This window comes from Halanaerobium sp. MA284_MarDTE_T2 (assembly GCF_003337245.1).
Classification (GTDB): Bacteria; Bacillota; Halanaerobiia; order Halanaerobiales; family Halanaerobiaceae; genus QPJE01.
Window position 1 is genome coordinate 66,056 of record NZ_QPJE01000008.1, and the last position, 22,877, is coordinate 88,932.

Here is a 22,877-nt window from a genome sequence, read left to right on the forward strand (position 1 = left end):
TAATCTAAGATGATAATCTGACTCAGCAGAAATATTTAAGCTAAATAGTACTGTTATAATAATTGCTATAAAGATAATATTACGTTTTTTAAACATATTAATTTAAAGTGGGACGGCACTGCCATCCCACCTGTATCCTCCTTTTTATTCTAATAAACCTTTTTCTTTATAGAATTTCTCTACACCTGGGTGTAGGTCAAGGGTCATTCCTTCTAATGCACCTTCTAATGTAATCATTTTGGCAGCATTGTGATATCCATAAAGTTTATCCAGGTTATTGAACATAACAGATACTAAATCATATACAACATCTTTGTCAAGATCTTTATTAACTAACATATAGTTTTTAAGACCTAGAGTTTTTACATCTCTATTGACACCTTTATATGTTCCAGCAGGAATAGCTGTAGAAACATAAACAGGGAAACTCTCTCTCATCTTATTTACTGTTTCTTCACTAATTGTAACAATATCGATATCCTGAGTTGTTGCTAATTCTGTAATAGAAGCAATTGGAAGTCCACCAGTCAGGAATGCAGCATCGATATTTCTATTAGAAAGCTGTTCACATGATTCTGCATAACTTAAAAAGTCAGCTTTACCTAAATCATCATAATCCATACCCCGAGCAGCAAGAATTCTTCTTGCATTCAGTTCAGTACCACTACCAGGAGCACCAACTCCTACACGCTTACCTTTCAGATCAGCAATTGTTTTAATACCACTACCTTTTGTAGTAATTACCTGAACAAAGTTAGTATGTGCGGAAGCAAAACCTCTTACATTTTTAAGCGGCTGACCTTCAAACATAAGAAGACCTTCTTTACCATAGTAACAAACATCACTCATGGCAAAAGCCAATTCAGCTTTATTTTCGTTGACCATTCTATTATTAATTACTGAAGCACCTGTAGAAGCAACTGATACATTAATACCATCAATATTGCTGTTCCAGATTTCAGAAAGACCAGTAGCAATTGTGTGATATGGTCCACCTGTACCACCAGTAGCAATTGTTAACTGAAGATCCTGAGCCTGTGCTGTAAGAGCAAATAGCAAAATAAAAAGTGTCATTGAAAGTACGATAACTTTAAAATTAGTATTTTTAAACATTTTTTTCCTCCTTAGGATTATTGTATATTCATTTTGCCTTTTACGTTAAAAACCTCACCCCTCTCCTTGTTTTGTAATTTTAGTTTTTCAACTTCATTATAAAGATAATGAAAAGATTTTGTACAATGATATTATAACATCACAGCTATAAAATTGAAATAGCATTTGACACCGAGCAGCAAAACAAATATACTTCAAACAGTATATTTATTGGAAAATTAATACAATCTTAAATTTTTTAAATATTATAATAATTACACCCGTCAGTCAAATAAAAGTTTAAATTCATCATTCTAATTCAAAAAATCCTTTAAATTAGCTGTTATAATTTTTTCTGCGCGAATTTTGTGATTGAAAGCCAGTTCTGCCGCTTTTTCTGCCTCACGTTTTTTTATTAGATTAAATATATTCACATGTTCTTCAGAAGCATTTAAAAATCTATCTTTATCTTTAGAAAAAGATATATGAGCATATCTCAAATGCTTACCTTCAATATTTTGCAGTGTACGCAGAAAAAGAGTGTTCCCATAAAGTCTAACAATTTCCATATGAAATTCAACATTAAGTTCATTATAGCGGTACAGATACTGTTCTGATATGTAGTCATCTCTGCTTCTCTTTTCGCGCTCCAGTCCACTCCTTATTTCACTTACAATTTGCTCCATCCTGCTCAGCTGACCCTTTTTCCATTTTTTTGCAACATCTATAATCGCTTTTGCTTCTAAAACTCTTTCTATTTCGTAAATATCCTTTAATTCACTTATAGAAAGTTCGCTCACCTTTACTCCACCACTCATATTTCTAGTAACAAACCCCTCAAATTCAAGCATTTTTATTGCTTCTCTCAGAGGTGTTCGACTCACCTGAAGTTTTTCCAAAATATCCTGTTCTATTAACCTTTCACCAGGCGGCAGATCCATCTTTATAATCGCATACTTTAAAGTCTCATAAACAATATCTGTAGTTGATCTTCTCTTTTGCTGAATAGGTTCCATCATAAGCCGCCACCTCTCACTATTTTTCTTGTTTTAAAAATATAGGATGATTGAATTCTTGTATTGTTGTATACAATTAAATGCTATCACAAATATTTTTAATTGTCAAATAACTTACAGATTTTACTGCTAATTTAAGAAAAATTTCTACTTAATAAAATTGATGTAATATATTTTCTAAAAATTTTATAAAAATTTATGATTTTCAATATAGGTTATCTATTTATATCTATTTTTTCTATTTCACCAGTTAAAACATTGATTAACAGAAGTTTATTTATTAATATATCTGGTTTTTCAAGTACAATTTTTACGGCCTCAACAACCTGATAATTTGCAGTAATAGATACTGCCGGAGATATTACTGCAGGTTTTTTATCATTTTCAGCACCTGCAAATACATCTTTTAAAAGTGCAGTTTTACCTGGAATAATGTTCATCACCTGGCCAAACCAGCCTTCTATGCCGCCGTGGATCATCGGAATATTGTTTTCTACTGCAAGCTCTTCTAATATGAAACGGGAAGTAAAATTATCAAACGCATCCATTATTATATCAATATCCTGTAATAAATCCAAATTTTTTTTAATTTTTTTCCGGCAGGGTATAATTTCTGTGTCAAGCTCAAAATTATTTAAGAACTCTGCAGCCACATCTACCTTGTATCTGCCAATATCATTTCTACCATAACAAATCTGACGGTTAAGATTGGAAAGTTCTACCTGGTCATAGTCATATAAATATATTTTATTGATACCCAAACGCTGAAACTGAACTGCCTGATTGGTACCAAGTCCACCTGCTCCTGCAATCATTATATTTAAATTTTCAAGCCTTTTTTCTTCTGTTTCTGATAGAATATCTTTCTGTCTTGCTAGATAATTTTTCATTTAACCACCTGCTGCTGGAGGAAATAATGTAACTATATCTCCATCGTTAATTTTAGAATTGAGTTTATCAATATGAAAAATATTCTGCCCATTGATTAAGATTATGGAGCCGGGAGTAATAGTTCCTCCCTCCAGCAATTTTTCACTAAAATACCCATCAAAATCCTCGTCGAGCTTCTTAAGAAGATCTGACACTGTAATGGACGAATTTATTTCATACTCTATTCCAGATGTTTTTAAGTTTAATTTAAATAAAGAGTAAAACTTAACTTTTACAGACATTTTATTTCAGTCCTAACTCCTTTTATTTTTATCAGTTATATAGTTAACTTTTCTCCAAACACATATTTTTAATATTTAAACCTTCTATATAAGTATTTCTCTAATTTACCACCAAATCCTTCTCAATATCCCATTTTTTTATATAATAATCTTTTACTTTAAATGTACTAAAATTATGTGCAGGTTTATTTTCTGATTTTTAATCTTTTAAATATCAGTTTTTAAAATTTCATTACAGCACTCCACCAGTACTGTGAATTATTAATTAAAAATTTCAAAATATCCTCTCCTCTCCACTGTATATATTCATCCTCTGTCCTCTACAAAATCCCACCAGAGTTAAATTTCTGTCTTCTGCCATCTCAACAGCCGATAAAGTTGGTGCAGAGCGCGAAATAAGAAAGGATATTCTGCTCCTTAAAATTTTCAAAACCATTTCTGAAGATATCCGGCCACTTGTAAATACTAATTTATTGCTCAAATCAATTTTATTTTTAAATGCTCTGCCAATAATTTTATCAAGAGTATTATGTCTGCCAATATCTTCTGCTGTAAAAACAATTTTCCCATGATCTGCCAGTGCGGATATATGAGTTCCTCCTGTTTTAGAAAAATAATCTGCTTTTTTATGCATATCTGCCATTAGAGCAGCAATTTTTTCTGCTTTAACTCTAAAATCATTATTTATTTTTTCAGCTTCTGCACAATCTTTTAAACTGCTGAAAGTTGCTCCACCCCCACAGCCAGATGTTAGGGTTCTTTTTTTAAATAAATTAAAGTTAACTTCTTTTTTCAGCCTAACCTGTGCAGCTGTTCTATTCATCTTAAACGAAATATCTTCTATTTCATCAGCATTATTAATTAATGATTCTGATATTAAAAATCCAATAATCAGCTCTTCTAAATTTTCCGGAAGGCACATCAGTGTTAAAAGTTCATAATTATTGACAAAAATTGTTAGTGGTCTTTCCATTATAATATCGTCTTCTATTTTTTCGAATTTTTCTGACTTATATTTTAAAATTTTTTTCTTTTTCATCAAATTAAAATGAAGGGGTTTACTGTTCATAAAATCTCTCCTAAATATCATATTTCATTTGACATTATCAATTTATTTATTTTAAAATTATCGTAAACTAATTTTTCTGGTTTATTATTTATTCTATAAAAATACACAAATCCCTCCTACACCGGTTTGAGAAATAGAAGGGATAAAATTAAATATTATAAATCAAATATAATTTTTTAAACTTAGTTTTCTTCTCTTAATATACTGATTAATTTACTTTATTTATTATATTACCTTTCAGCCAGCTGTCTATATTATTAAATACTATTTCAGCTCTATTTAAAAATGCTTCTTCGGTTGCAAAGGCGACATGTGGTGTTAAAAGTGTATTTTTAGCATTTTGCAGTGGATGTTCTAATGGTATAGGAGGCTCCATTTCAAAGACATCTATCCCAGCTCCAGCAATTCTTCCTTCGTTTAAAGCATCTGCCAGTGCCTTACTATCAATTATAGGACCTCTGGCTGTATTTATAAAATAGGCACTTTCTTTCATTAAGTCAATTAATTTTTTATCTATTAAACCTTCAGTTTCACTGGTATGAGGTATATGTATAGAAATAATATCGCTTTTTTTAAATAATTCTTCCAGCTCAGTATATTTAAGACCCAATTTTTTAGCCTCTTCCTTCTCACTTCTATTATATCCCAGCAGATTCATACCCAGAACCTCTGCAATTTCAGCTACTCTGAGCCCTATACTTCCTGTTCCCACTATCCCCAGTGTCTTACCCTTTAATTCATTACCGATAAGCCCTTCTCTTGTCTCAGCTGCTTTAACAGCACTGTGGCACTGGTTCATCTTTCGACTTAAATTTATCATCATCCCCAGGGCCAGCTCTGCCACTGAATCAGTCGAATAACCAGGAGCATTGGAAACAGCAACCCCATTTTCTGCACAGGCATCAAGATCCACATGATCAACACCGGTAAAAGCTACTGATATATACTTTAACTCAGGCAGAGAATTGATTACTTCTGCAGGAAAAGGCAAATTTGTTATTATAACAGCATCTGCCCCTTCAGCTCTTTCAATGATCTTCTCTTTATCTTCAACCCGGCTGTCATATTTTACAAATTTATGACCTTCAGCTTCAAGCTTTTTCCTGTATTCAGCAAGCACTTCATCTCCAACAGCCAGCGGTTCTAATAAAACTATCTTCATAATATTATTCACCTCTGATAATTGATTTTAATTTTTCAAATAATATACTGTACTCATTACTAATATCAATATTAGAAACTGCAGTATTATCAGTATTAATAGTTATCGGAATATTATTATTAAAACATTCAACAGAATGTTTTTCCAGGTCTTTTTTCTACATATTATTTTCAAAACATACGAGTTATTACAACTCCAATAAGACCGGGGCCAGCATGAACAATCATAGCCGGACTTATTTCTCCCAGTATGCTTTCTTTTACATTCGACAGTTCAGCAAACTTATTATACAATTTTTCAGCTTCCTTTTCAGCCGCTGCATGCATTACATCAACAAAATAACTGCCTTCTTTTACCTTGTTTTTGGTGATTTCGAACATTTTCTTTAGGGCCCGTTTTTTTCTTCTAACTTTATCAAAGTTAAAATATTCTCCATCTTCATCAATTGAAATTATAGGTTTTATATTAAACAGCTCCGCCAGTGTACCCTGTACTTTGCCAATACGTCCACCCTCTTTGAGATACTTAAGTGTATCAACAATAAAGAAAAGATCTATTTCCTCTTTTTTAGCTTCGACCATCTCAACAATTTCAGCAAAACTTTTTTCACCTTCAGAAATCAGCTTCTGTGCATAAAGAACAAGTCTCCCCAGTCCCATAGAAAGCATTTTAGAATCAATAACCGCAATTTCCATATCTTCCATCTGCCCTGCAACCATTTTACAGTTGCTGTAGGTTGCACTAAGTCCACTGGAAATATGAATAGAAATTATTTTTTCATAACCTTCAGCCTTCAGCTTCCTGTAAAGTTCCTCTATTTCTCCAGGGCTGGGCATTGAAGTAGTTGGAATCTCTTCATCCATTTTTCGGCAGACTTCCTCTGGTTCAATATCTATTCTATCCTGATACTGTTCTTCTCTATATATAATTTTCAGTGGAAGAAACTTAATATTTAGTTCATCCAGCATTTCCCGGGAAAGATCGGCAGTGCTGTCAGTTACTAAAACAATTTTTTTCTCCATTATTTTCTCCTTTTTAGTTAGATTTTATAAATTCTATTATGCAGCTGTCCAACAGCAGATTTAGCAGATATTTTTAAGACACAAACTCAATTATTCATCTGCAAGATTATCGAAATATCCAGATATAAGTATAATCGGTGTTCCCTTATCTCCACTTCCGCTCACAAGATCACATAAACTCCCCAGTAAATCTGTCAGCCTCCTGGGAGTTGTACCCTGAGATTTAATGTTTGCCCTTAAATCATCTTCTTTGCCTTTTATTTCCTCTTTCATCGCTTCCAAAAGTTTTTCCCCTTCAAGATCTTTTAAATCATTATCTGCCAGATATTTTAATTTCACTTCAGATGGAGTTCCTTCCAGACCTTCTGTATAAGCCGGAGAAACAACCGGATCAGCCAGCTCCCATATCTTAGCAGCTGGATCTTTAAAAGCTCCATCCCCATAAATCATAACTTCCACATCTTTACCGGTAATATCTTTCAATCTTGCCTGTACATCATCCACAAATTTCTGCCCCTCACGAGGAAATAATTTCAGTTCAACATCTGATGCTTTGTTTGATCCTAAAAGCCCATATTCTTCATTATAACCTTTTCCTTTATCTTCAGTACAGATGTCATCAAGGCCAAGTACAGTTTCTGCTCCCTTTTTTTTCAAAATTTCTTTTGTTCTCTTTCTTGTATGTATATCAGCTGCCAGAACATCTTTAGTATAATCCAGTATTTTTTCTGCTCTATTTGACAGAATTATTTCTATTTCTGTCTCAGATGCTATTTCTTTATATAAATCTATATAATTAACACCTGTAAAGGGGTGTTCATAATCTGAAAAGTATTTATAAAATTCGTCTTCAGTAATTGTATCAGAATAAGGATTAATCCCTCTCCTGTAAATTTCATTTTTATCAACAAGCGGATTTCCAACTTCATCATTTGGGTAGCTCAACTGAAGATATATCTTTTTATGACTTCCTGCAATCCCCTTTAAAATCATTGAAAATCTGTTGCGGCTTAAGATGGGAAAGACAACGCCAATACTGTCAGAAGAAAAATGTTCGTTTATTTCTGCAGCAATATCATCAATATTAATATAGTTACCCTGAGCCCTTGCAACTAAAGACTCTGTAATACCAACAACATCTTTATCTTTAATTTTATAACCCTCTTCCTGCCATGATTTCTGCAGAGATGAAACAACTATCTCTGCCAAATTATCACCTGATTTAATTATCGGTGCTCTTATACCTCTAACCTGTGTACCAATAGTTCTCATTTAATTTTCACCTCTTAAATTTTTGCATTTTATTAAAGATGGTACGGATTTATTATAGCAAACTTTAGGCCGAGAGGCAATTATATAGAAAAAGGAGTTCCCCAAAAATTATTTTTAAAGTTGCAAAAAAGTGATTTCGTCATAAACAAAATTTTCCTAAATCTTCCTTTTTTACAATTTAATTTAAAAATGAGGAAACTCCTTTAAAATTAATTATTACGCAGTGTTCTCAAAATTTCTTCTAATTCTTCTCTGCTTATTTCTCCATCTGCATATCTTTCTCTGGCTATTTCTTCAGCTCTATCATTTTTTCTAGGCTCAATATATTTATCTTCTCTATACTGCTGACTTCTATAGTCGTCACGTTTATCATCATAGCCATTACGATTATCTTTGCTATTTTGAACCAGAAAATATACTACAGCTCCAATAAGCACAACCCATATTATCATCATAAAACTTCCTCCCCACGGCATATAGCCCATATGACCAAATCTATACATAATAATCACAACCCTTTAAATTTAATTTGAGTATTTTACTGTGCTTTTATTATAATAGGAAATTGTGAAGAAAATATGAATTTTAGGAATTTATTTATCTCAATTGATTTTTTGTAACTATTTGATTTGTGCAAATTATATTTCCATTATTTTTTTAAGGTTTTCTGTGTTAAACTCTTTAATTACAATATCTGCTGAATCCAGATTCTGAAAACTGCTGTTTCTCTGGCTAAATGCCACACACTTCATTCCAGCACTTCTGGCTGCTTTAACTCCATGTTCAGAATCTTCTATAACAAGGCAGTTTTCCGGTTCAACTCCGAGTCTATCGGCTGCTTTTAAAAATATATCAGGTGCTGGCTTACCATTTTTAACCGCATTTCCGTCTATATAATCTTTAATATATTTGTCTAAAGCAAATTTTTTATATACAAGCTCTATTATTTTTGCATGTGAGGAAGATGCAATTATCATTTTAAAATCATTTTTTTTAAAAAACTCAAACCAGTCTTTTACACCAGACATTAATTCCAGGTCACTTTCTTTTAAGCCTTTATAAAACATCTCTACATGGTTTTCCATAATTTCTTCTATTTTATGTTCTTCATGTAGGTCATATTTTTCCATAAGATCAGTCCACATTTCAAAAAGTGGAACACCAACATAATTTTCGATTTCAGATTCACTTAAATAAATATCATATTCCGCAAAGACTTTTTTGTCCATTTCTTTATAAAGTGGTTCTGAATCAATAATTACTCCATCCATATCAAAAATAACTGCTCTTGTCATTTTTTATCACCTTAAAATTTATTTATTTCTATCTCTTTGATGAGATTTTTTAGATTTTCTAAATTTATTCTTGCTGTATCTTTTTCTAAAGCATTTGCAACACCACAGGCATTTGCAAATTTAAGCATTTCTCTAATATCTAAATTTCTTATAATTGAAGATGCAAAACCAGCTACAACACTATCACCTGAACCTGTAGCATTTTCAACTTTAATCCTAGGAACTTTAATCTGAAAATTACCTTCTTTAGAAAAATAATACATACCTGCCTTACCCAGAGAAATTGCTACATTATTTGCTCCCATCTGACGCAATTTATCTACTGCTTTTAATATATCATCTCTATCTATCAATTTTATTTTAGTAATGTTTTCTATTTCTTCCTGATTTGGTTTTATTAAATAAGGACCTGCATTTATAGCTTCTATAAATGCATCACCGCTTGTATCGAGTATTACTTTTTTATCTGCTTTATTAGCTATTTTTATTAATCTGGCATAAAAATCCGACTCTATACCTGATGGCAGACTGCCTGAAATAGTTATTAAGTTAAATTTATTTAACTCTGATTTGAAATTATCGAGAAAAAGTTTTTTCTCTTCTTGAGAAATAACCGGGCCAGCTTCCAGAATCTCCATAGTATTATTTTTTTGATCTATAATATTAAGACAGGTTCTTGTTGCCCCTTTAATTTTAGTACATTTATTATTTATATGCAAGGACTTCAGCCTTTCGGAAATAAAGTTTCCTTCTGCACCTCCCAGAAATCCAAATGCTTTTACTGATTCACCAAGAATTTTGAGTACTCTGGATACATTTATTCCTTTCCCACCTGCAGTTACTCCATAATTTGAGCTTCTTTTTACTGAATTTATAGATATTATATCGATATTATATCTCCTATCTACAGCTGGATTTAAAGTAACTGTAGCAATCATTTCAATACTTCCGCCTTATTCTTGCTGCCACATAAAATTATTTTTTCTTTAACTAATTCTTTCATTTTCTCTTTACCTGGTTTAAGATATCTGCGGGGATCATTTGCATCTGGTTTTTTTGCAAAATAAGTTTTTACCCCTTCCGAAAAAGCAATTTTTAGTTCTGTAGCTATATTAACTTTTGTAATTCCTCTGGCGATAGATTTTTTTACATCTCTATCTGGCAGATCTGAAGCTCCATGTAGAACAAGAGGAATATCTATATTTTTTCTTATTTTTTCTAAGCGGGAATAATCAATTTTAGGTTCTTTTTTATAAAGGCCATGTGCAGTACCGATTGCAACTGCAAGTGAATCAATACCTGTTCTTTCTACAAAATCAACTGCCAGATTCGGATCTGTAAGCTGTGATTCTCCTTTTTCAATGATCAGGTCATCTTCCTGACCGACCAGTTTACCCAGTTCCGCTTCAACACTCACATCATAGCGTCTGGCAAATTTAACTACTTCTTTAACTTTTTTAACATTTTCTTCATAGGGAAGTTTAGAAGCATCAATCATAACTGATCTACAGCCCAATAAGATGGATTTTTTAATATCATCTATATTTTCATGATGATCAAGATGATAAACAAGTGGTATATCTACTTCTCTGGCAGCTGTTTTCATTATATTTGTTAAAAAGTTGGCCCCAGAAAACTTTATTGTAGCTGGTGTTGCCGCCAGAATTATCGGCGATCTCAATTCATCAGCAGCTTCAATAACAACCTTGGTTGTCTCCAGGTTATGGATATTAAAAGCTGGTACTGCATAATTATTTTTCTGTGCATCTAATAGTAAATTTCTATTTGATAAAATAAACATTTTATTCCCCCTTATATAAATTTTTTGCTTATATATCTGAATTATAAACGATTTGACCATCAACAACAGTCAAATAAATATTTAAGTTATCATCAATAACTGTTAAGTCAGCATTTTTTCCTTCACTTATACTACCTATATTATTTTGAAGTCCAATTGCTTTTGCTGGAACCAAAGTTGCAAACTTAACAGCTTCAAACAGATCTATTTCTGCTGCATCTTTGATATTTAAAACAGCATCTTTCATTTTTAAAGTGCTACCGGCAAGAGATCCACTTTCTGTCCTGGTAATTCCTTCTTCAACTTTTACACTTAATTCTCCCAGCTTATACTGTCCATCTTCAAGTCCTCCTGCACGCATACAATCACTCACAAGATAGAGTTTTTCTTTACCTTTTAGTTTATACAAAATTCTTATAACTGCAGGACTGACGTGTATTTTATCTGCAATTAATTCAGCAAATATTTTATCTGAATCCATAACAGCACCTGCAGTACCTGCTTCACGGTGATGCATTCCTCTCATCCCATTAAATGTATGAGTAGAAATCACAGCACCTTTTTCGATGGCTGCTTTAGTCTCTTCATAACTGGCATCTGTATGAGCAATTGCTGTTTTAATACCTTTTTCTTTAAGATACTCTACTGCAGCTAATGCATTTTCTTTTTCTGGTGCTAGAGCGATAACTTTTATCAATTCACCATATTTTTTAAGCAGTTTGTCTATTTCTTCAATTTTTATTTCTCGCATAAATTCTACTGGATGTGCACCTTTGTGTTCTTCTGTAAGATATGGTCCTTCTAAATAAACACCTAAAATTTTTGCACCCTCTAATCCATTTTTTTTCGCTAATTCAACTGTCTTTACAGCATTCTCTATTTTTTCCAGTGGGGCCGTCAAAGTTGTTGCCAAAAAAGAAGTTACCCCATTTTTGCAGAGATAATTAGATATCTCTTTAATTGAATCATAATCACCATCCATTACATCATAACCTGCTGCACCATGAATATGAAGATCAATCAAACCTGGAATAATAATTTTATTTCCCAGGTCTTTTACCTTAATATCACTTTTCATATCTTCTTTTCTGACTATTTTTTTTATTTTTTCTGATTTTATTAGAAGAGCATAATTTTCTAATATTTCTGATTCTGCCAATATTTTTTTAGCTGTTAAATAATAGCACATCATTTTGACCCTCCCTGATTAAACTCAAAATACTTAATAGCAGACTTTAATTTTTATCAACTTTAAATTCCATCTTCATTATTAACTTCAGCACTGGATTCTTTTTTCTTCATCGTAAAAGTTTTAATCTGATTTTTACCAGTCTTAACCGCCTCATCTTTGAGTTCTTTTAGGCTTAAGTCATTTCTCTTAAACAATATTTCCATTAACATCGGAACATTTGTACCGGCAATTACCTCAGCATTTTTTTCTTTAAGTGATATTTCTACAGATTTTTTAAAAGGAGATGCTCCTGCAATATCAGTAAAAATTAAATAATCATCACATTCTAACTCTCTCATTTTCTGTCTTATATTTTCTGCCAGGTTTTCGGTAGATTCTTCTTCTAAAAAGTTTACAACAGCAAGTTTATCTTGTTTCCCTGCAATTAGTTCAATTACAGAATTAATACCTTCAGCAAATTTTCCATGTCCTATTATCATTATACCTGTCATTTTTTACCTCCATCTGATTAATATATGGGGAGCTGCAGCCCCCCATATCCATTAATCCTATAATATTCCTAGATATTTTCCACCAACACCAATTATAACTGTGATTCCGATCAATTTTAGCGGGGACCATCCCTTTTTAAGCAGCCAGTACATTAAAAGGGCATAACCTAAAGGAAGCATTTTAGGCATTGTTTTATCAAGAACATCTGTCTGTAATGCTACACTTGCTTCTCCTGCATTAATAACTAGAGTAGTTTTTAAATTAATATATGATGCAATAAGAGCTCCAACAACAGAAAGTCCAACAATACTTGCTGCCTTAGAAACTTTTTTGGTGTTTTCTTTTAATTTTGCAATAGATTTAACACCTGTCTTATATCCATAATGCATAAGTCCGAATCTTAAAACAAAATGAACTATATTAAACATAATCAAAAATACTATTGGACCTGCAATACTACCTTCAATAGCAAGTGAAGCACCTATACCTGCACTGATAGGTAATAGTGTCAGCCAAAATAAAGCATCACCGATTCCACCTAAAGGACCCATTGTAGCTACTTTAATACCACGAATAGTTTCAATATCATTTTTCTTCTCTTCCATAGCAGCAATGATACCCATAATAAATGTTACCAAAAATGGATGTGTGTTAAAAAATTCCATATGCATTTTCAATGATTTAACAAGATCTTCTTTTTTCTTATGTATTTTTTCTAAAGCAGGTGCCATACTAAAAAGCCAGCCAGCTGCCTGCATCCTTTCATAATTAAAAGATGCCTGTAAGAAAAGAGAGCGCCAGGCCATGCGGTTAAGGTCACTTTTACTAAGACTTACATCTGTACTCTGATCACTATATTTTGTATCTTTTTCTTTGTTATTAGATGCCATCAGTTATTACCTCCTTATTACCTGGGGGAGTCTGATCATTACTTTTATTTATAAAATAATCATAAAGAGCAATAGATGTTCCCAGCAGAGCTACCGCAAGTATGGGTAATTCTAAATATGCTACAAGTACAAAACCTAAAATCAAAAATCCAGCATACTCTTTTTTGAGCATTATTTTTAGCAGTAAAGCAAAACCTATAGCAGGCATCATACCTCCAGCTAACGAAAGTCCATCAATAAATGTCTGGGGAAGCATGCCAACCATTGCTTCAGCAGCATCTGCTCCAAAATATACAGGTAAAAAAGCAACAATAAAATAAGATACAAATAAAATAGAGATTCCGAAATAATTAATTTTTGCTATTCCTTTTAAATTACCTTCTTCTGCAAATTCGTCTGCCTTATGCATAACAGGAGAAAATGCTGTAAATAGTAATGTTATTCCTGCTTGTGCAGCAACAGCAAAAGGTACTGCCACCCCCACTGCAACACTTGGGTCCTGATTTGTCAGAATTGCAAAAGCGGCTCCAATAATACCACCAATAACAACATTAGGTGGTTGTGCTCCCGCAAGTGGTGCCATACCCATCCAGACAAGTTCTAGCATACCGCCAGTAACAAGTCCTTTCTGAACATCTCCTAAAATTATACCAACTACAAGACCTGTTACTACTGGTCGATGAATATGAGTCAGACCATTAAAAAGATCAATTCCAGCAATTCCGGCCCATAAAGCTATTAATAGCGCTTCTGTTAACATAAATCCTGCCTCCTTTTAAATTTATTTATATAAAATACAGCAAGTGGATTATTTGTTACTAAAGTAAATCTAAAATATTCTGCCCTTTTTCATCTGGTACTCTTCTTAAATCAAGCTTAACTCCTAATTTATTTAATTCTTTAAAAACTTTTTTGTCATCTTCTGTTACTGAAACTGTAGTTGAGATCTGTTCTTTTCCTTCCTCATAATGCATATTACCAATATTCACTTCCTTAATTGGAACTCCACCCTTAACAAGAGTAAGTACATCTTGAGGTGTTTCTACAACCAGAAATATCTTCTGCCTATCTGCAGCATTATGAATTACATCAATTGTTCTCTGCAGAGTAAAAAATCTGGTTTCAGTTGATTCTGGCAGAACCATATCCATCAAATTCTGTCTTACTTCATCTTCTGCCACTTCATCATTAGCAACAAGTACTAAATTAGCTCCAAGGTGATTTAACCAGGTTACACCAACCTGACCATGAATAAGTCGATTATCAATTCTTGTTAACAAAATATTTGGCATAATTATTCCTCCTTTTAAGGAGTTTCCCCAAAATTTATTTTCAAGCTACAAAAAGGGGGCTTTAGTCATCAACGAAATTTTTAGATTTATCTAAAACTCAATTCGGGTGTGAAATAGGGCACACTAATCAATGAGTCCTCCTGACTCATGATTAGCTCACTCCATCCTGCAGTTCAACCCTATTTCTTCCTTCATTTCGTTAAGATTCATTGACTAAAAATTTCAATATTCCTGCATCTCCCCTTTTTGCAGCAGTATATAAAAAATGGGGAAAGTCTATCTCCTTTTAAATTGATTTTTTAATATATGGGTGAATTTTAACACCCTTTACCACTCTATTGACACTTCCATCTGGACTGGGATTATCAGGGCAAATTCTGTGTTTTAGCGATTCCAGCAGAGCAAGAACCTGTGCATATAAAATATAATTTAGTGAATTAAACGATTCATCAATTTTATTGTTGTCAAGTTCTATAAAAACAGAATAATCACTTATTTTTTCAATTTCCGTATCTTTTTTTCCTGAGATAACAAATGTTTTATAGCCATCTTTTTCTACAGCCAGCTCTCTAAGTAAATCCATTTCATATTTTCTGGCATGTTTATTACTGGGAAGAAAGAAAACAATTAATGTATTTTTATCAATAATTGATTTAGGACCATGACGAAAACCAAGTGGTGTATCATATCTGGTGATTATTTTCCCGGCACTTAACTCCAGAATTTTTAAAGCTGCTTCTTTTGCCAGACCATGGAAAGAATAACTTCCAAGATAAATAATCTTTTGAAAGTCTGATGCAGATAACTCTTCTATAATCTCTGTGTTAGTTAATATATTTTTTGCATTTTTGATTATTGTTTCTATCTCATCTAATTTTTCATCCACATTTTCCAGATTAAAGAGCAGTAATGTGCTTAAAAGCATTGAAGTAAAACTGCTTGTCATTGCAAAACCTTTATCATGTGATTCTTCAGGTAATAAAATCAATTTAGTTTTTTCACTACCAGCATTCTGGGCCAGCTTACCATTCTGGTTACAGGTAATGATAATTTGATAAAGATTATCCACAAGATCTTCTGCCAATTCAACAGCAGCAACACTTTCCGGGCTGTTTCCAGAACGGGCAAAAGAAAAAAGAAGTGTTGGAGTGTCTTTATCAAGATATATTTCTGGATAACTTACAATATCAGTTGTATGAACTGATTCTACTTTTACACCTTTCAATACTTTTTTAAGATAAGGTATTAAAGTATCTCCAATATAACCAGAAGTTCCAGCTCCTGCAAAAATAATCTTTAATTTTTCTTCCTTCATAACTACTTTTAAAAAACTACTGAGTTCATCTTTTTTATCTATAATTATAGAGAGAGTTTCCTTCCAGACAGTTGGCTGCTGAAATATCTCTTCTGCAGTGGTTAATCCTCCTCTATTTTTAAGTTCTTCCTTTGTTAATCCAAAAAAGCTCTCCATATCCTTCATCCTTTCTTATAATTATATCATGTTATCATTACCAGTTAAATAAAAACCATTAATCCAATACAACTCTAAATTCAAATCTATCTCCCCTTGCAATACCAACCGTATATTCTATTATATTTTTATCTTCATATGTTAATCTCTCAATCATCATACTAGGTATATTCTGATCAACACCCAGTATTTCTGCCTCACTAGCTCTCGTGTTTACAGGTTTAAAACATTCTACTGCTTTACTAAATTTAACTTTATATTTATTTCTAAAAATGTCATACATCGCATTCTGGTCAAGTTCATCTTTATTTAGATCTTTAAATCTAGCAACAGGCAAATAAGTTGTCTCAAGCATCATTGCTTCATCATCAGCCAGCCTCAACCTGGTAAACTTATATAACTTAATATCAATATCTGTTTTCAGTTTTCTGGCCAATTTTTTGCTGGCAGATATTATTTCAAAATTTATTACTTCTGAACTGGGCTTTCTGCCAATTTTTTTCATTTCTTCTGTGAAACTATAAAAATGAAGCAGATCCTGTTTAAATGCTTTGGGAGAAATAAAAATTCCCTTACCCTGTTCCTTATATATATATCCATTTTTTTCTAACTCTGTCATGGTTCTTCTCACAGTAGCACGACTGATATCGTATTCATCACAAAGTTCTCTTTCTGAAGGCAATTTATCATGTTCTTTATATTCTCCAGCCTCAATTTTATTGATTATTATGTCATATAATTGGTAGTATAGTGGTAATCTATTATCTCTTCTTATTATTTCTGTCAAATTTCTTACCCCCCTTATAATGTGATCCGTACCAGTTTGAATTTAGTTTATAATTTTTTGTTTGATTTGTCAAGTAATTTTCTAAACAGGAGTTTCCCCAAAATTTATTTTCAAGCTGCAAAAAGGGGGCTTTAGTCATCAACGAAATTTTTAGATTTATCTAAAACTCAATTCGGGTGTGAAATAGGGCACACTAATCAATGAGTCCTCCTGACTCATGATTAGCTCACTCCATCCTGCAGTTCAACCCTATTTCTTCCTTCATTTCGTTAAGATTCATTGACTAAAAATTTCAATATTCCTGCATCTCCCCTTTTTGCAGCAGTATATAAAAAATGGGGAAAGTCCAGATTTTCTAAAAAAGCTTTCTTCTTTATTTCTTTTTTTCTTAATAAAAATCGACTTTTCGCACTACAATCATTTACATTGAATGTTAATATGATAGTTATTTTAGATACACCATCCCCTAGGCGATTTTTTATTAACTCTATTTGTTAAGCTGTTTTAACAAGACTCCTCATCTTATCTACCTTTTTTCTTTTATTCGTCCTACTGTTTAAAATATTCTGAAATTTATTTTTATGTTAAAAATCCCCTGTGTTAAGTCTCAAACTGCTTAAAACTTAATACAGGGGTGTAATTTATCATATATTTTAAATTGTATTCTTATTTCCAACTTTTAAAATATATTTAACAATTTTTACCTTATTTAAATACTTTTACTCTTTTTTCAATTGGTTCAAATTCTTTTTCTCCAGGTCCTTCAATTATATTACCAAACGGCATCTGAGCAACCATTCTCCAGCTTTCGGGGAGATCCCACTCCTCTTTTACTTCATCTACAATAAGCTCATTATAATGCTGAAGTGAGACACCTAAACCTTCTTTTTCCAGAGCTGTCCAAATCACATATTGAAGCATTCCACTTGATTGGTCAGACCAGACAGGAAAATTATCGGCATAGGTGGGGAACTGCTCCTGAAGTGATTCCACAATTTCCATTTCTTCAAAAAACAGAACTGTACCATAACCACTGCGAAATCCGTCTATTTTCTCTTCAGTAGAAGCAAATTTATCTTCTGGAACTATTTTTCTCAAAGAATCTTCACAGATATCCCAGAGTTTATTATGTTCTTCCCCAAAAAGCAGTATAACCCTGCCTGACTGTGAATTAAAAGCAGATGGTACATGTTTTACTGCATATTTCACAATTTCTTCTATATTTTCCTGAGACACAATTTCTTCATCACCAATACCATATATACTCCTTCTATTCTTTATTGCTTCATAAAATTCATCATTTCTCACAACAACAACCTCCCTTTATTTGAAAAGTCATAACATATTAAAAAACTATTTTTCCTGTAGTAATACCAAAAATCTAATGACTTTACCTGTTTTCCCTATATTTTTATTTTCTGGAGTTCCCCAAAAATTACATAATGCTAATCCCGATCAAATTACTATTATTTCTTAATATTAATGATAACACTAACTCCAGAATATTACTGTATAATAGATTACAAAGTACTGCAGGATCTAAAATTAATCTTTATATGCTGAGAAAATAATTGATCTTTTTTTAATTATCTCTTTTTTTATATACTATCAGTATTACCAGACTGCTATATGACCATCTGTGCGTTTTTCTGTTCCACCGGAAAGAACACCTGTCTCAGGATTTCTAATTATAACCTGGCCGCGTCCAAAACTTCCTTTATTTAAAGCAACCTTTATATCATGACCTTTTCTGGCCAGCGCCTGTGCAATATGGTTTGGAAAATCATCTTCCACCATTATTTCTTTTTCTTTCATCCACTGCCATCTTGGTGCATCAAGAGCTGCCTGAGGGTTTAAATTGAAATCTATTAAATTCATTGCAACCTGGAGATGACCCTGTGGCTGCATATATCCTCCCATAACACCAAATGGGCCAACAGCATAATCATCTTTTGTAATAAAGCCCGGTATAATAGTATGATAGGGCCGCTTTCTTGGTTCTAAGAAATTATAATCTTCTTCTTTAAGTGAGAAGCTGTGGCCCCTGTTCTGAAGTGCAATTCCGGTTCCGGGTACTACAAGACCAGATCCAAAACCCATGTAATTGCTCTGAATATATGAAACCATATTACCTTCTCCATCTGCTGCTGCAAGATAGACTGTTCCTCCTTTAGGAGGTGTTCCTGGCTCAGGCATAAGAGCTTTATCTTTAATTAATTTTCTTCTTTCTTCCGCATATTTTTCCGAAAGTAGTTCTTCTACTGTAACATCCATTTTTTCCGGATCAGTTATATATTTTTTCCCATCTATAAAAGCAAGTTTCAATGCTTCCAGCTGTTTATGATAGGTATCGATTGTATCTTTAGCTTCAAATTTAAATCCTTTGATAATATTTAAAGCCATTAAAGCTACTAAACCCTGTCCATTTGGTGGAATTTCCCAGATATCATAACCGCGGTAATTTACATTTATAGGGTCAACCCACTCAGGATAATAAGCTGCCAGATCTTCCTTCCTTATAAATCCATCATATTTTCTGGAGAAAGCATCTATCTTCTCTGCCAGTTTACCTCTATAAAAAGATTCTGCTCCACTTTCAGCTATAGAGCGCAGTGTATCAGCATGTTCTTTTGAAGACCATATTTCACCAATTTCCGGAGGCCTTCCATCTGGAGCAAAAGTTTTAAACCAGTTTTCAAACTCTTCTCCAGTCAGCATTTCAATATATTTTTCGTACGCCTTCTTCCAAAAGTATCCAAGAGCTGGTGAAACCGGATACCCTTCTTCTGCATGTCTGACTGCAGGTTCCAAAACTTCTGTTAGAGAAAGTCTGCCAAATTTTTTATTCAGTGCTGCCCAGGCTGATGGTGCTCCTGGTACTGTTACAGGTATAAATCCTGTTTTGGGCATCTTCTCTACTCCTCTTTCCTTTACTGCTTCCATCGAAATTCCTGCTGGAGAAAATCCACTTGCATTTAAACCATGTAATTCATCTTTATACCACACTATTGCAAATGCATCTGCACCGATTCCATTAGAAGTAGGTTCTACAACTGTAAGACATGCTGCAGCTGCAACAGCTGCATCAACTGCATTACCTCCCTTTTTTAATATTTCTAGCCCGGCTTGTGCAGCAAGAGGCTGTGAGGCAGCTACCATACCGTTTTTTCCATAAGTAGTAGTTCTTCTTGACGAATAAGGATAATTCAAATTATTATACTCCATACTATCAACTCCATTTTTTGTTTGTACTTTCTTATTCATTTTTCTTTTTACATTGTCAAAATCCTGCTTAACTGCTGTTTTAATTTGCTAAAAGATTAATTTAAAGCTGTTTTTCAAAAATTAGTACGTATATTTTGAAATATTATTTAAAGGTTTTTTAAATATTATAGAGAATTATTTGAGTAATATGATACATTAACTTTTACAGGAGGGATATTTATGCACAGCAGTGAGTATATCGATACTTTTGACGGGAAAAAATTATTTACGCGAAAAGATATTGTCGATGACGCAAAGGCAGTTGTTGTTTTTGTGCATGGACTTGATGAACACCAGGGTAGATATGATTATCATGCAGGAAGATTTAATGGTGAAGGTTTTTCTGTTTACAGATTTGACAACAGAGGACACGGCCGTTCTGATGGAAAACAGACCTATATAGATGATTTTAATACCTATTTAAAAGATGCAGATACTGTAGTTGATATCGCAAAAAAAGAAAATCCTGACCTTCCAATCTTTATGCTCGGCCACAGTATGGGCGGATTTATTACTGCTGCTTATGGAATAAAACATCCTAATAAGCTGAATGGTCAGATATTAAGCGGTAGTTGGACAAATACCACAGATGCTTTTGCAGAAATACAGCAGCTGAACCTTGAAGAAAATCCTGACATGAAATTACCCAATGAACTTGGAAACCTCATTTCCAGATCAGAATATGTCATTGATGATTATGAAAAAGATCCCTATGTATCTGAGTTTACTACTTTAAAATTAATGAAAGAAATGCTCGATAATGCTATACCATGGCTGGTTGATAATCTTAAAAAATATAAATATCCTGTTTTAGTTCTTCATGGAGGCTCAGATCCAATTATAGATCCCAGCTGTTCAGAAAAACTGTATGATATGATATCTTCAAAAGACAGAGAACTAAAAATATATCCAGAACTTTATCATGAAATATTGAATGAACCAGAAAAAGAAGAAGTCATAAAAGATATTCTCCTCTGGCTCGAATATAGATGCTGAATTTTGCTGTTTAATTAAATCTTAAAATTGTTTTCGCTTTATTTCAAATCCTTAAAAATAAAATATAATACCAGCACTTAATATTTGCCTGTTTTTCAGAGCATAATTATTATACAGTGCTGGTACTTTTTATTTAAATATTTGATGTGTCCACAAAAAGGGTATTTGCAGAACATTAGGCATTTTTTGTTAACCAATCTTAATGTGTTAGAAAGAGAAATAAGACCTCAACACATGATGTGCTGAGCTAATCCTGAGTCAGGACGTCTCATTTGATTAGGAGGTCTTTATTTATGAGGAAAAAATTATACCTGATAAAATTGAAGTTCTAAAATTTAAAACTATAATTATTGATGGCCGGGAAATTTAAAGATTCTATTGTTCTTTTAGGTGAAAAAAAAAGATTCAAAAATACTAGAAAATAAGGTGAATTAATGATGAAAGAATTTTTATTTACAAAAGAAGATTACGCAGGATTTTGTGAGAATAAAGAAAGCCTGGTTCAGCAGTGGGCCTATAAGCAGATTATTAAGTTTTATCCGGATTCTGAAATTACATATAAGTACACCAAAAAATTTATTCAGCCAAAAATGCTCAAAAAAATTGAGCGGATGAAATATGCTATCATGACTTACCTGCGAGAAAGCTGGGAGCTAATCGATGCTGATTTCTTATTTGGACTGGTGGAAGGCAAAACTGAAATTAGCTTTGAAATGCAGGCTCATGTTCTCAAGGCACTGGCACAAAAAGGATCCAAAAAGAGTAAAATTGTCAATCTCCTTCTGCGGATAGATGGACAGCAGACTGATATTAACACTTTTTTAGTAATAATAGAAGCTCTGGAAATTCTGCAGACAGATGAGGCATATGCCATGTTGAGATATTTTGATAAAGATTTCAGCTCCGATTTTCCCTTTATGGAAACCTATATGAACGTCCTCATTTCCTATAAAGATGAAAAAGATATTAAACTCAATTTTAGAAACCCTTACTAAAAAACCTGAAAAATTTGATCAGGAAAAAGTAATAGCTAAATTCAACACCTTATTTAAAGCAGAAGAGTTCAGCAATTTGTTTAGGAATTTCTGGCAGCGGCAGGCGCTGGAAGATTCGCTGGAAACTTTAAAGCATTACTATCCTCAGAATAAGGGAGTAAAAAGACTGAATTCATTTTTAGGAGCAGAACTCTGCAATTTACATCAGGATAAGCAATATTTTGATTTTATTTACCGCCTGTCAGAAAAAATTATGGCAGAGTTAAATCAGCGCTATAATTTTTCAGAAAAACTGGAACTGGATAATTTTAACTTGGAATTTTTAAATAACGAAAAAGAAAAGCTGCGGGATGAAGATTACTGGCTGCTTTATCATTTAAACTTTATCCTGGATAACAAAAAAACAATTCAGCAGCATTTTTCAGTCAGATTTTTTAGTTTAGAACTGGTGGTAATGTTATAGATTTTATCGACAGAAAACCAGATGGGCTTGCCCTCTGGAGAATGCCGATATCTTTTAATGCAATTAAATATTTCTTAAAAAATATAATATCCTCCCAATTTTCTATAAAACTACTTTTTTCTATTTACATATAT

At 32.8% G+C, this 22,877-nt stretch carries 24 protein-coding genes; 3 read left to right on the plus strand and 21 right to left on the minus strand.

Features of this window, described 5'->3' with window-relative positions; genetic code table 11:
* Positions 1 to 144 precede the first annotated feature (144 nt).
* From DFR78_RS05565 to ggt, 21 genes are all read right to left on the minus strand, one after another.
* A complete protein-coding gene (locus tag DFR78_RS05565; RefSeq protein WP_114457849.1) occupies positions 145 to 1,113 on the minus strand; it encodes a TAXI family TRAP transporter solute-binding subunit in 969 nt (322 codons plus the stop codon).
* 293 nt (positions 1,114 to 1,406) lie between these two features.
* Positions 1,407 to 2,111, minus strand: coding sequence for a GntR family transcriptional regulator (locus DFR78_RS05570; protein ID WP_114457850.1), 705 nt, complete (start codon positions 2,109 to 2,111; stop codon positions 1,407 to 1,409).
* Between the two features lie 212 nt (positions 2,112 to 2,323).
* Positions 2,324 to 2,998, minus strand: coding sequence for a HesA/MoeB/ThiF family protein (locus DFR78_RS05575; RefSeq protein WP_114457851.1), 675 nt, complete (start codon positions 2,996 to 2,998; stop codon positions 2,324 to 2,326).
* Complete coding sequence (locus DFR78_RS05580) at positions 2,999 to 3,280, minus strand: MoaD family protein (protein WP_114457852.1); 282 nt, start codon at positions 3,278 to 3,280, stop codon at positions 2,999 to 3,001.
* Positions 3,281 to 3,554: 274 nt separating this feature from the next.
* Positions 3,555 to 4,349, minus strand: a complete 795-nt coding sequence (gene fdhD / locus DFR78_RS05585; RefSeq protein ID WP_114457853.1) for a formate dehydrogenase accessory sulfurtransferase FdhD — start codon at positions 4,347 to 4,349, stop codon at positions 3,555 to 3,557.
* A 208-nt stretch (positions 4,350 to 4,557) separates the two neighbouring features.
* On the minus strand, positions 4,558 to 5,511 hold the full coding sequence (locus DFR78_RS05590) for a 2-hydroxyacid dehydrogenase (RefSeq protein ID WP_114457854.1): 954 nt from the start codon (positions 5,509 to 5,511) through the stop codon (positions 4,558 to 4,560).
* Between the two features lie 170 nt (positions 5,512 to 5,681).
* The gene (locus tag DFR78_RS05595; RefSeq protein ID WP_114457855.1) at positions 5,682 to 6,533 is read right to left on the minus strand and encodes a DegV family protein; all 852 of its coding nucleotides are present in this window, start codon (positions 6,531 to 6,533) and stop codon (positions 5,682 to 5,684) included.
* A 90-nt stretch (positions 6,534 to 6,623) separates the two neighbouring features.
* The gene (locus tag DFR78_RS05600; protein WP_114457856.1) at positions 6,624 to 7,805 is read right to left on the minus strand and encodes a coenzyme F420-0:L-glutamate ligase; all 1,182 of its coding nucleotides are present in this window, start codon (positions 7,803 to 7,805) and stop codon (positions 6,624 to 6,626) included.
* Positions 7,806 to 8,014: 209 nt separating this feature from the next.
* Positions 8,015 to 8,260, minus strand: coding sequence for an SHOCT domain-containing protein (locus DFR78_RS05605; RefSeq protein ID WP_233486990.1), 246 nt, complete (start codon positions 8,258 to 8,260; stop codon positions 8,015 to 8,017).
* A gap of 183 nt (positions 8,261 to 8,443) precedes the next feature.
* Positions 8,444 to 9,100: an HAD family phosphatase gene (locus DFR78_RS05610; protein ID WP_114457858.1), complete on the minus strand. Its 657-nt coding sequence runs from the start codon at positions 9,098 to 9,100 to the stop codon at positions 8,444 to 8,446.
* Between the two features lie 11 nt (positions 9,101 to 9,111).
* On the minus strand, positions 9,112 to 10,038 hold the full coding sequence (gene pfkB, locus DFR78_RS05615; RefSeq protein ID WP_114457859.1) for a 1-phosphofructokinase: 927 nt from the start codon (positions 10,036 to 10,038) through the stop codon (positions 9,112 to 9,114).
* A complete protein-coding gene (gene gatY / locus DFR78_RS05620; RefSeq protein WP_114457860.1) occupies positions 10,035 to 10,901 on the minus strand; it encodes a tagatose-bisphosphate aldolase subunit GatY in 867 nt (288 codons plus the stop codon). The genes pfkB and gatY overlap by 4 nt, the downstream gene beginning before the upstream one ends.
* Before the next feature lie 28 nt (positions 10,902 to 10,929).
* Positions 10,930 to 12,090, minus strand: a complete 1,161-nt coding sequence (gene nagA, locus DFR78_RS05625) for an N-acetylglucosamine-6-phosphate deacetylase (RefSeq protein ID WP_114457861.1) — start codon at positions 12,088 to 12,090, stop codon at positions 10,930 to 10,932.
* Positions 12,091 to 12,152: 62 nt separating this feature from the next.
* Entirely contained in the window at positions 12,153 to 12,584 is a 432-nt protein-coding gene (gene agaF, locus DFR78_RS05630; protein WP_114457862.1) for a PTS galactosamine/N-acetylgalactosamine transporter subunit IIA, read from the minus strand.
* A gap of 57 nt (positions 12,585 to 12,641) precedes the next feature.
* Entirely contained in the window at positions 12,642 to 13,475 is an 834-nt protein-coding gene (locus DFR78_RS05635) for a PTS system mannose/fructose/sorbose family transporter subunit IID (protein ID WP_114457863.1), read from the minus strand.
* The gene (agaW, locus tag DFR78_RS05640) at positions 13,465 to 14,235 is read right to left on the minus strand and encodes a PTS N-acetylgalactosamine transporter subunit IIC (protein ID WP_114457864.1); all 771 of its coding nucleotides are present in this window, start codon (positions 14,233 to 14,235) and stop codon (positions 13,465 to 13,467) included. Before agaW ends, DFR78_RS05635 begins: the two co-directional genes overlap by 11 nt.
* 58 nt (positions 14,236 to 14,293) lie before the next feature.
* A complete protein-coding gene (gene agaV, locus DFR78_RS05645) occupies positions 14,294 to 14,767 on the minus strand; it encodes a PTS N-acetylgalactosamine transporter subunit IIB (RefSeq protein ID WP_114457865.1) in 474 nt (157 codons plus the stop codon).
* 286 nt (positions 14,768 to 15,053) lie between these two features.
* Entirely contained in the window at positions 15,054 to 16,238 is a 1,185-nt protein-coding gene (locus tag DFR78_RS05650; protein ID WP_114457866.1) for an SIS domain-containing protein, read from the minus strand.
* A 58-nt stretch (positions 16,239 to 16,296) separates the two neighbouring features.
* Positions 16,297 to 17,016, minus strand: coding sequence for a GntR family transcriptional regulator (locus tag DFR78_RS05655; RefSeq protein WP_114457876.1), 720 nt, complete (start codon positions 17,014 to 17,016; stop codon positions 16,297 to 16,299).
* Between the two features lie 714 nt (positions 17,017 to 17,730).
* Complete coding sequence (locus tag DFR78_RS05660) at positions 17,731 to 18,333, minus strand: nitroreductase family protein (RefSeq protein WP_114457867.1); 603 nt, start codon at positions 18,331 to 18,333, stop codon at positions 17,731 to 17,733.
* Between the two features lie 306 nt (positions 18,334 to 18,639).
* The gene (ggt, locus tag DFR78_RS05665) at positions 18,640 to 20,250 is read right to left on the minus strand and encodes a gamma-glutamyltransferase (RefSeq protein WP_114457868.1); all 1,611 of its coding nucleotides are present in this window, start codon (positions 20,248 to 20,250) and stop codon (positions 18,640 to 18,642) included.
* Between the two features lie 219 nt (positions 20,251 to 20,469).
* Here ggt and DFR78_RS05670 point away from each other — a divergent pair, with 219 nt between their 5' ends.
* The 3 genes from DFR78_RS05670 to DFR78_RS05680 all read left to right on the plus strand — a co-directional run bounded on the left by DFR78_RS05670 (position 20,470) and on the right by DFR78_RS05680 (position 22,743).
* Positions 20,470 to 21,285 carry an alpha/beta hydrolase gene (locus DFR78_RS05670; protein WP_114457869.1) on the plus strand — a complete coding sequence of 272 codons (816 nt, stop codon included), beginning with the start codon at positions 20,470 to 20,472 and terminating at the stop codon, positions 21,283 to 21,285.
* 437 nt (positions 21,286 to 21,722) lie between these two features.
* Entirely contained in the window at positions 21,723 to 22,280 is a 558-nt protein-coding gene (locus tag DFR78_RS05675; RefSeq protein WP_114457870.1) for a hypothetical protein, read from the plus strand.
* Positions 22,281 to 22,356: 76 nt separating this feature from the next.
* A complete protein-coding gene (locus DFR78_RS05680) occupies positions 22,357 to 22,743 on the plus strand; it encodes a hypothetical protein (RefSeq protein ID WP_147267753.1) in 387 nt (128 codons plus the stop codon).
* Positions 22,744 to 22,877: the final 134 nt, after the last annotated feature.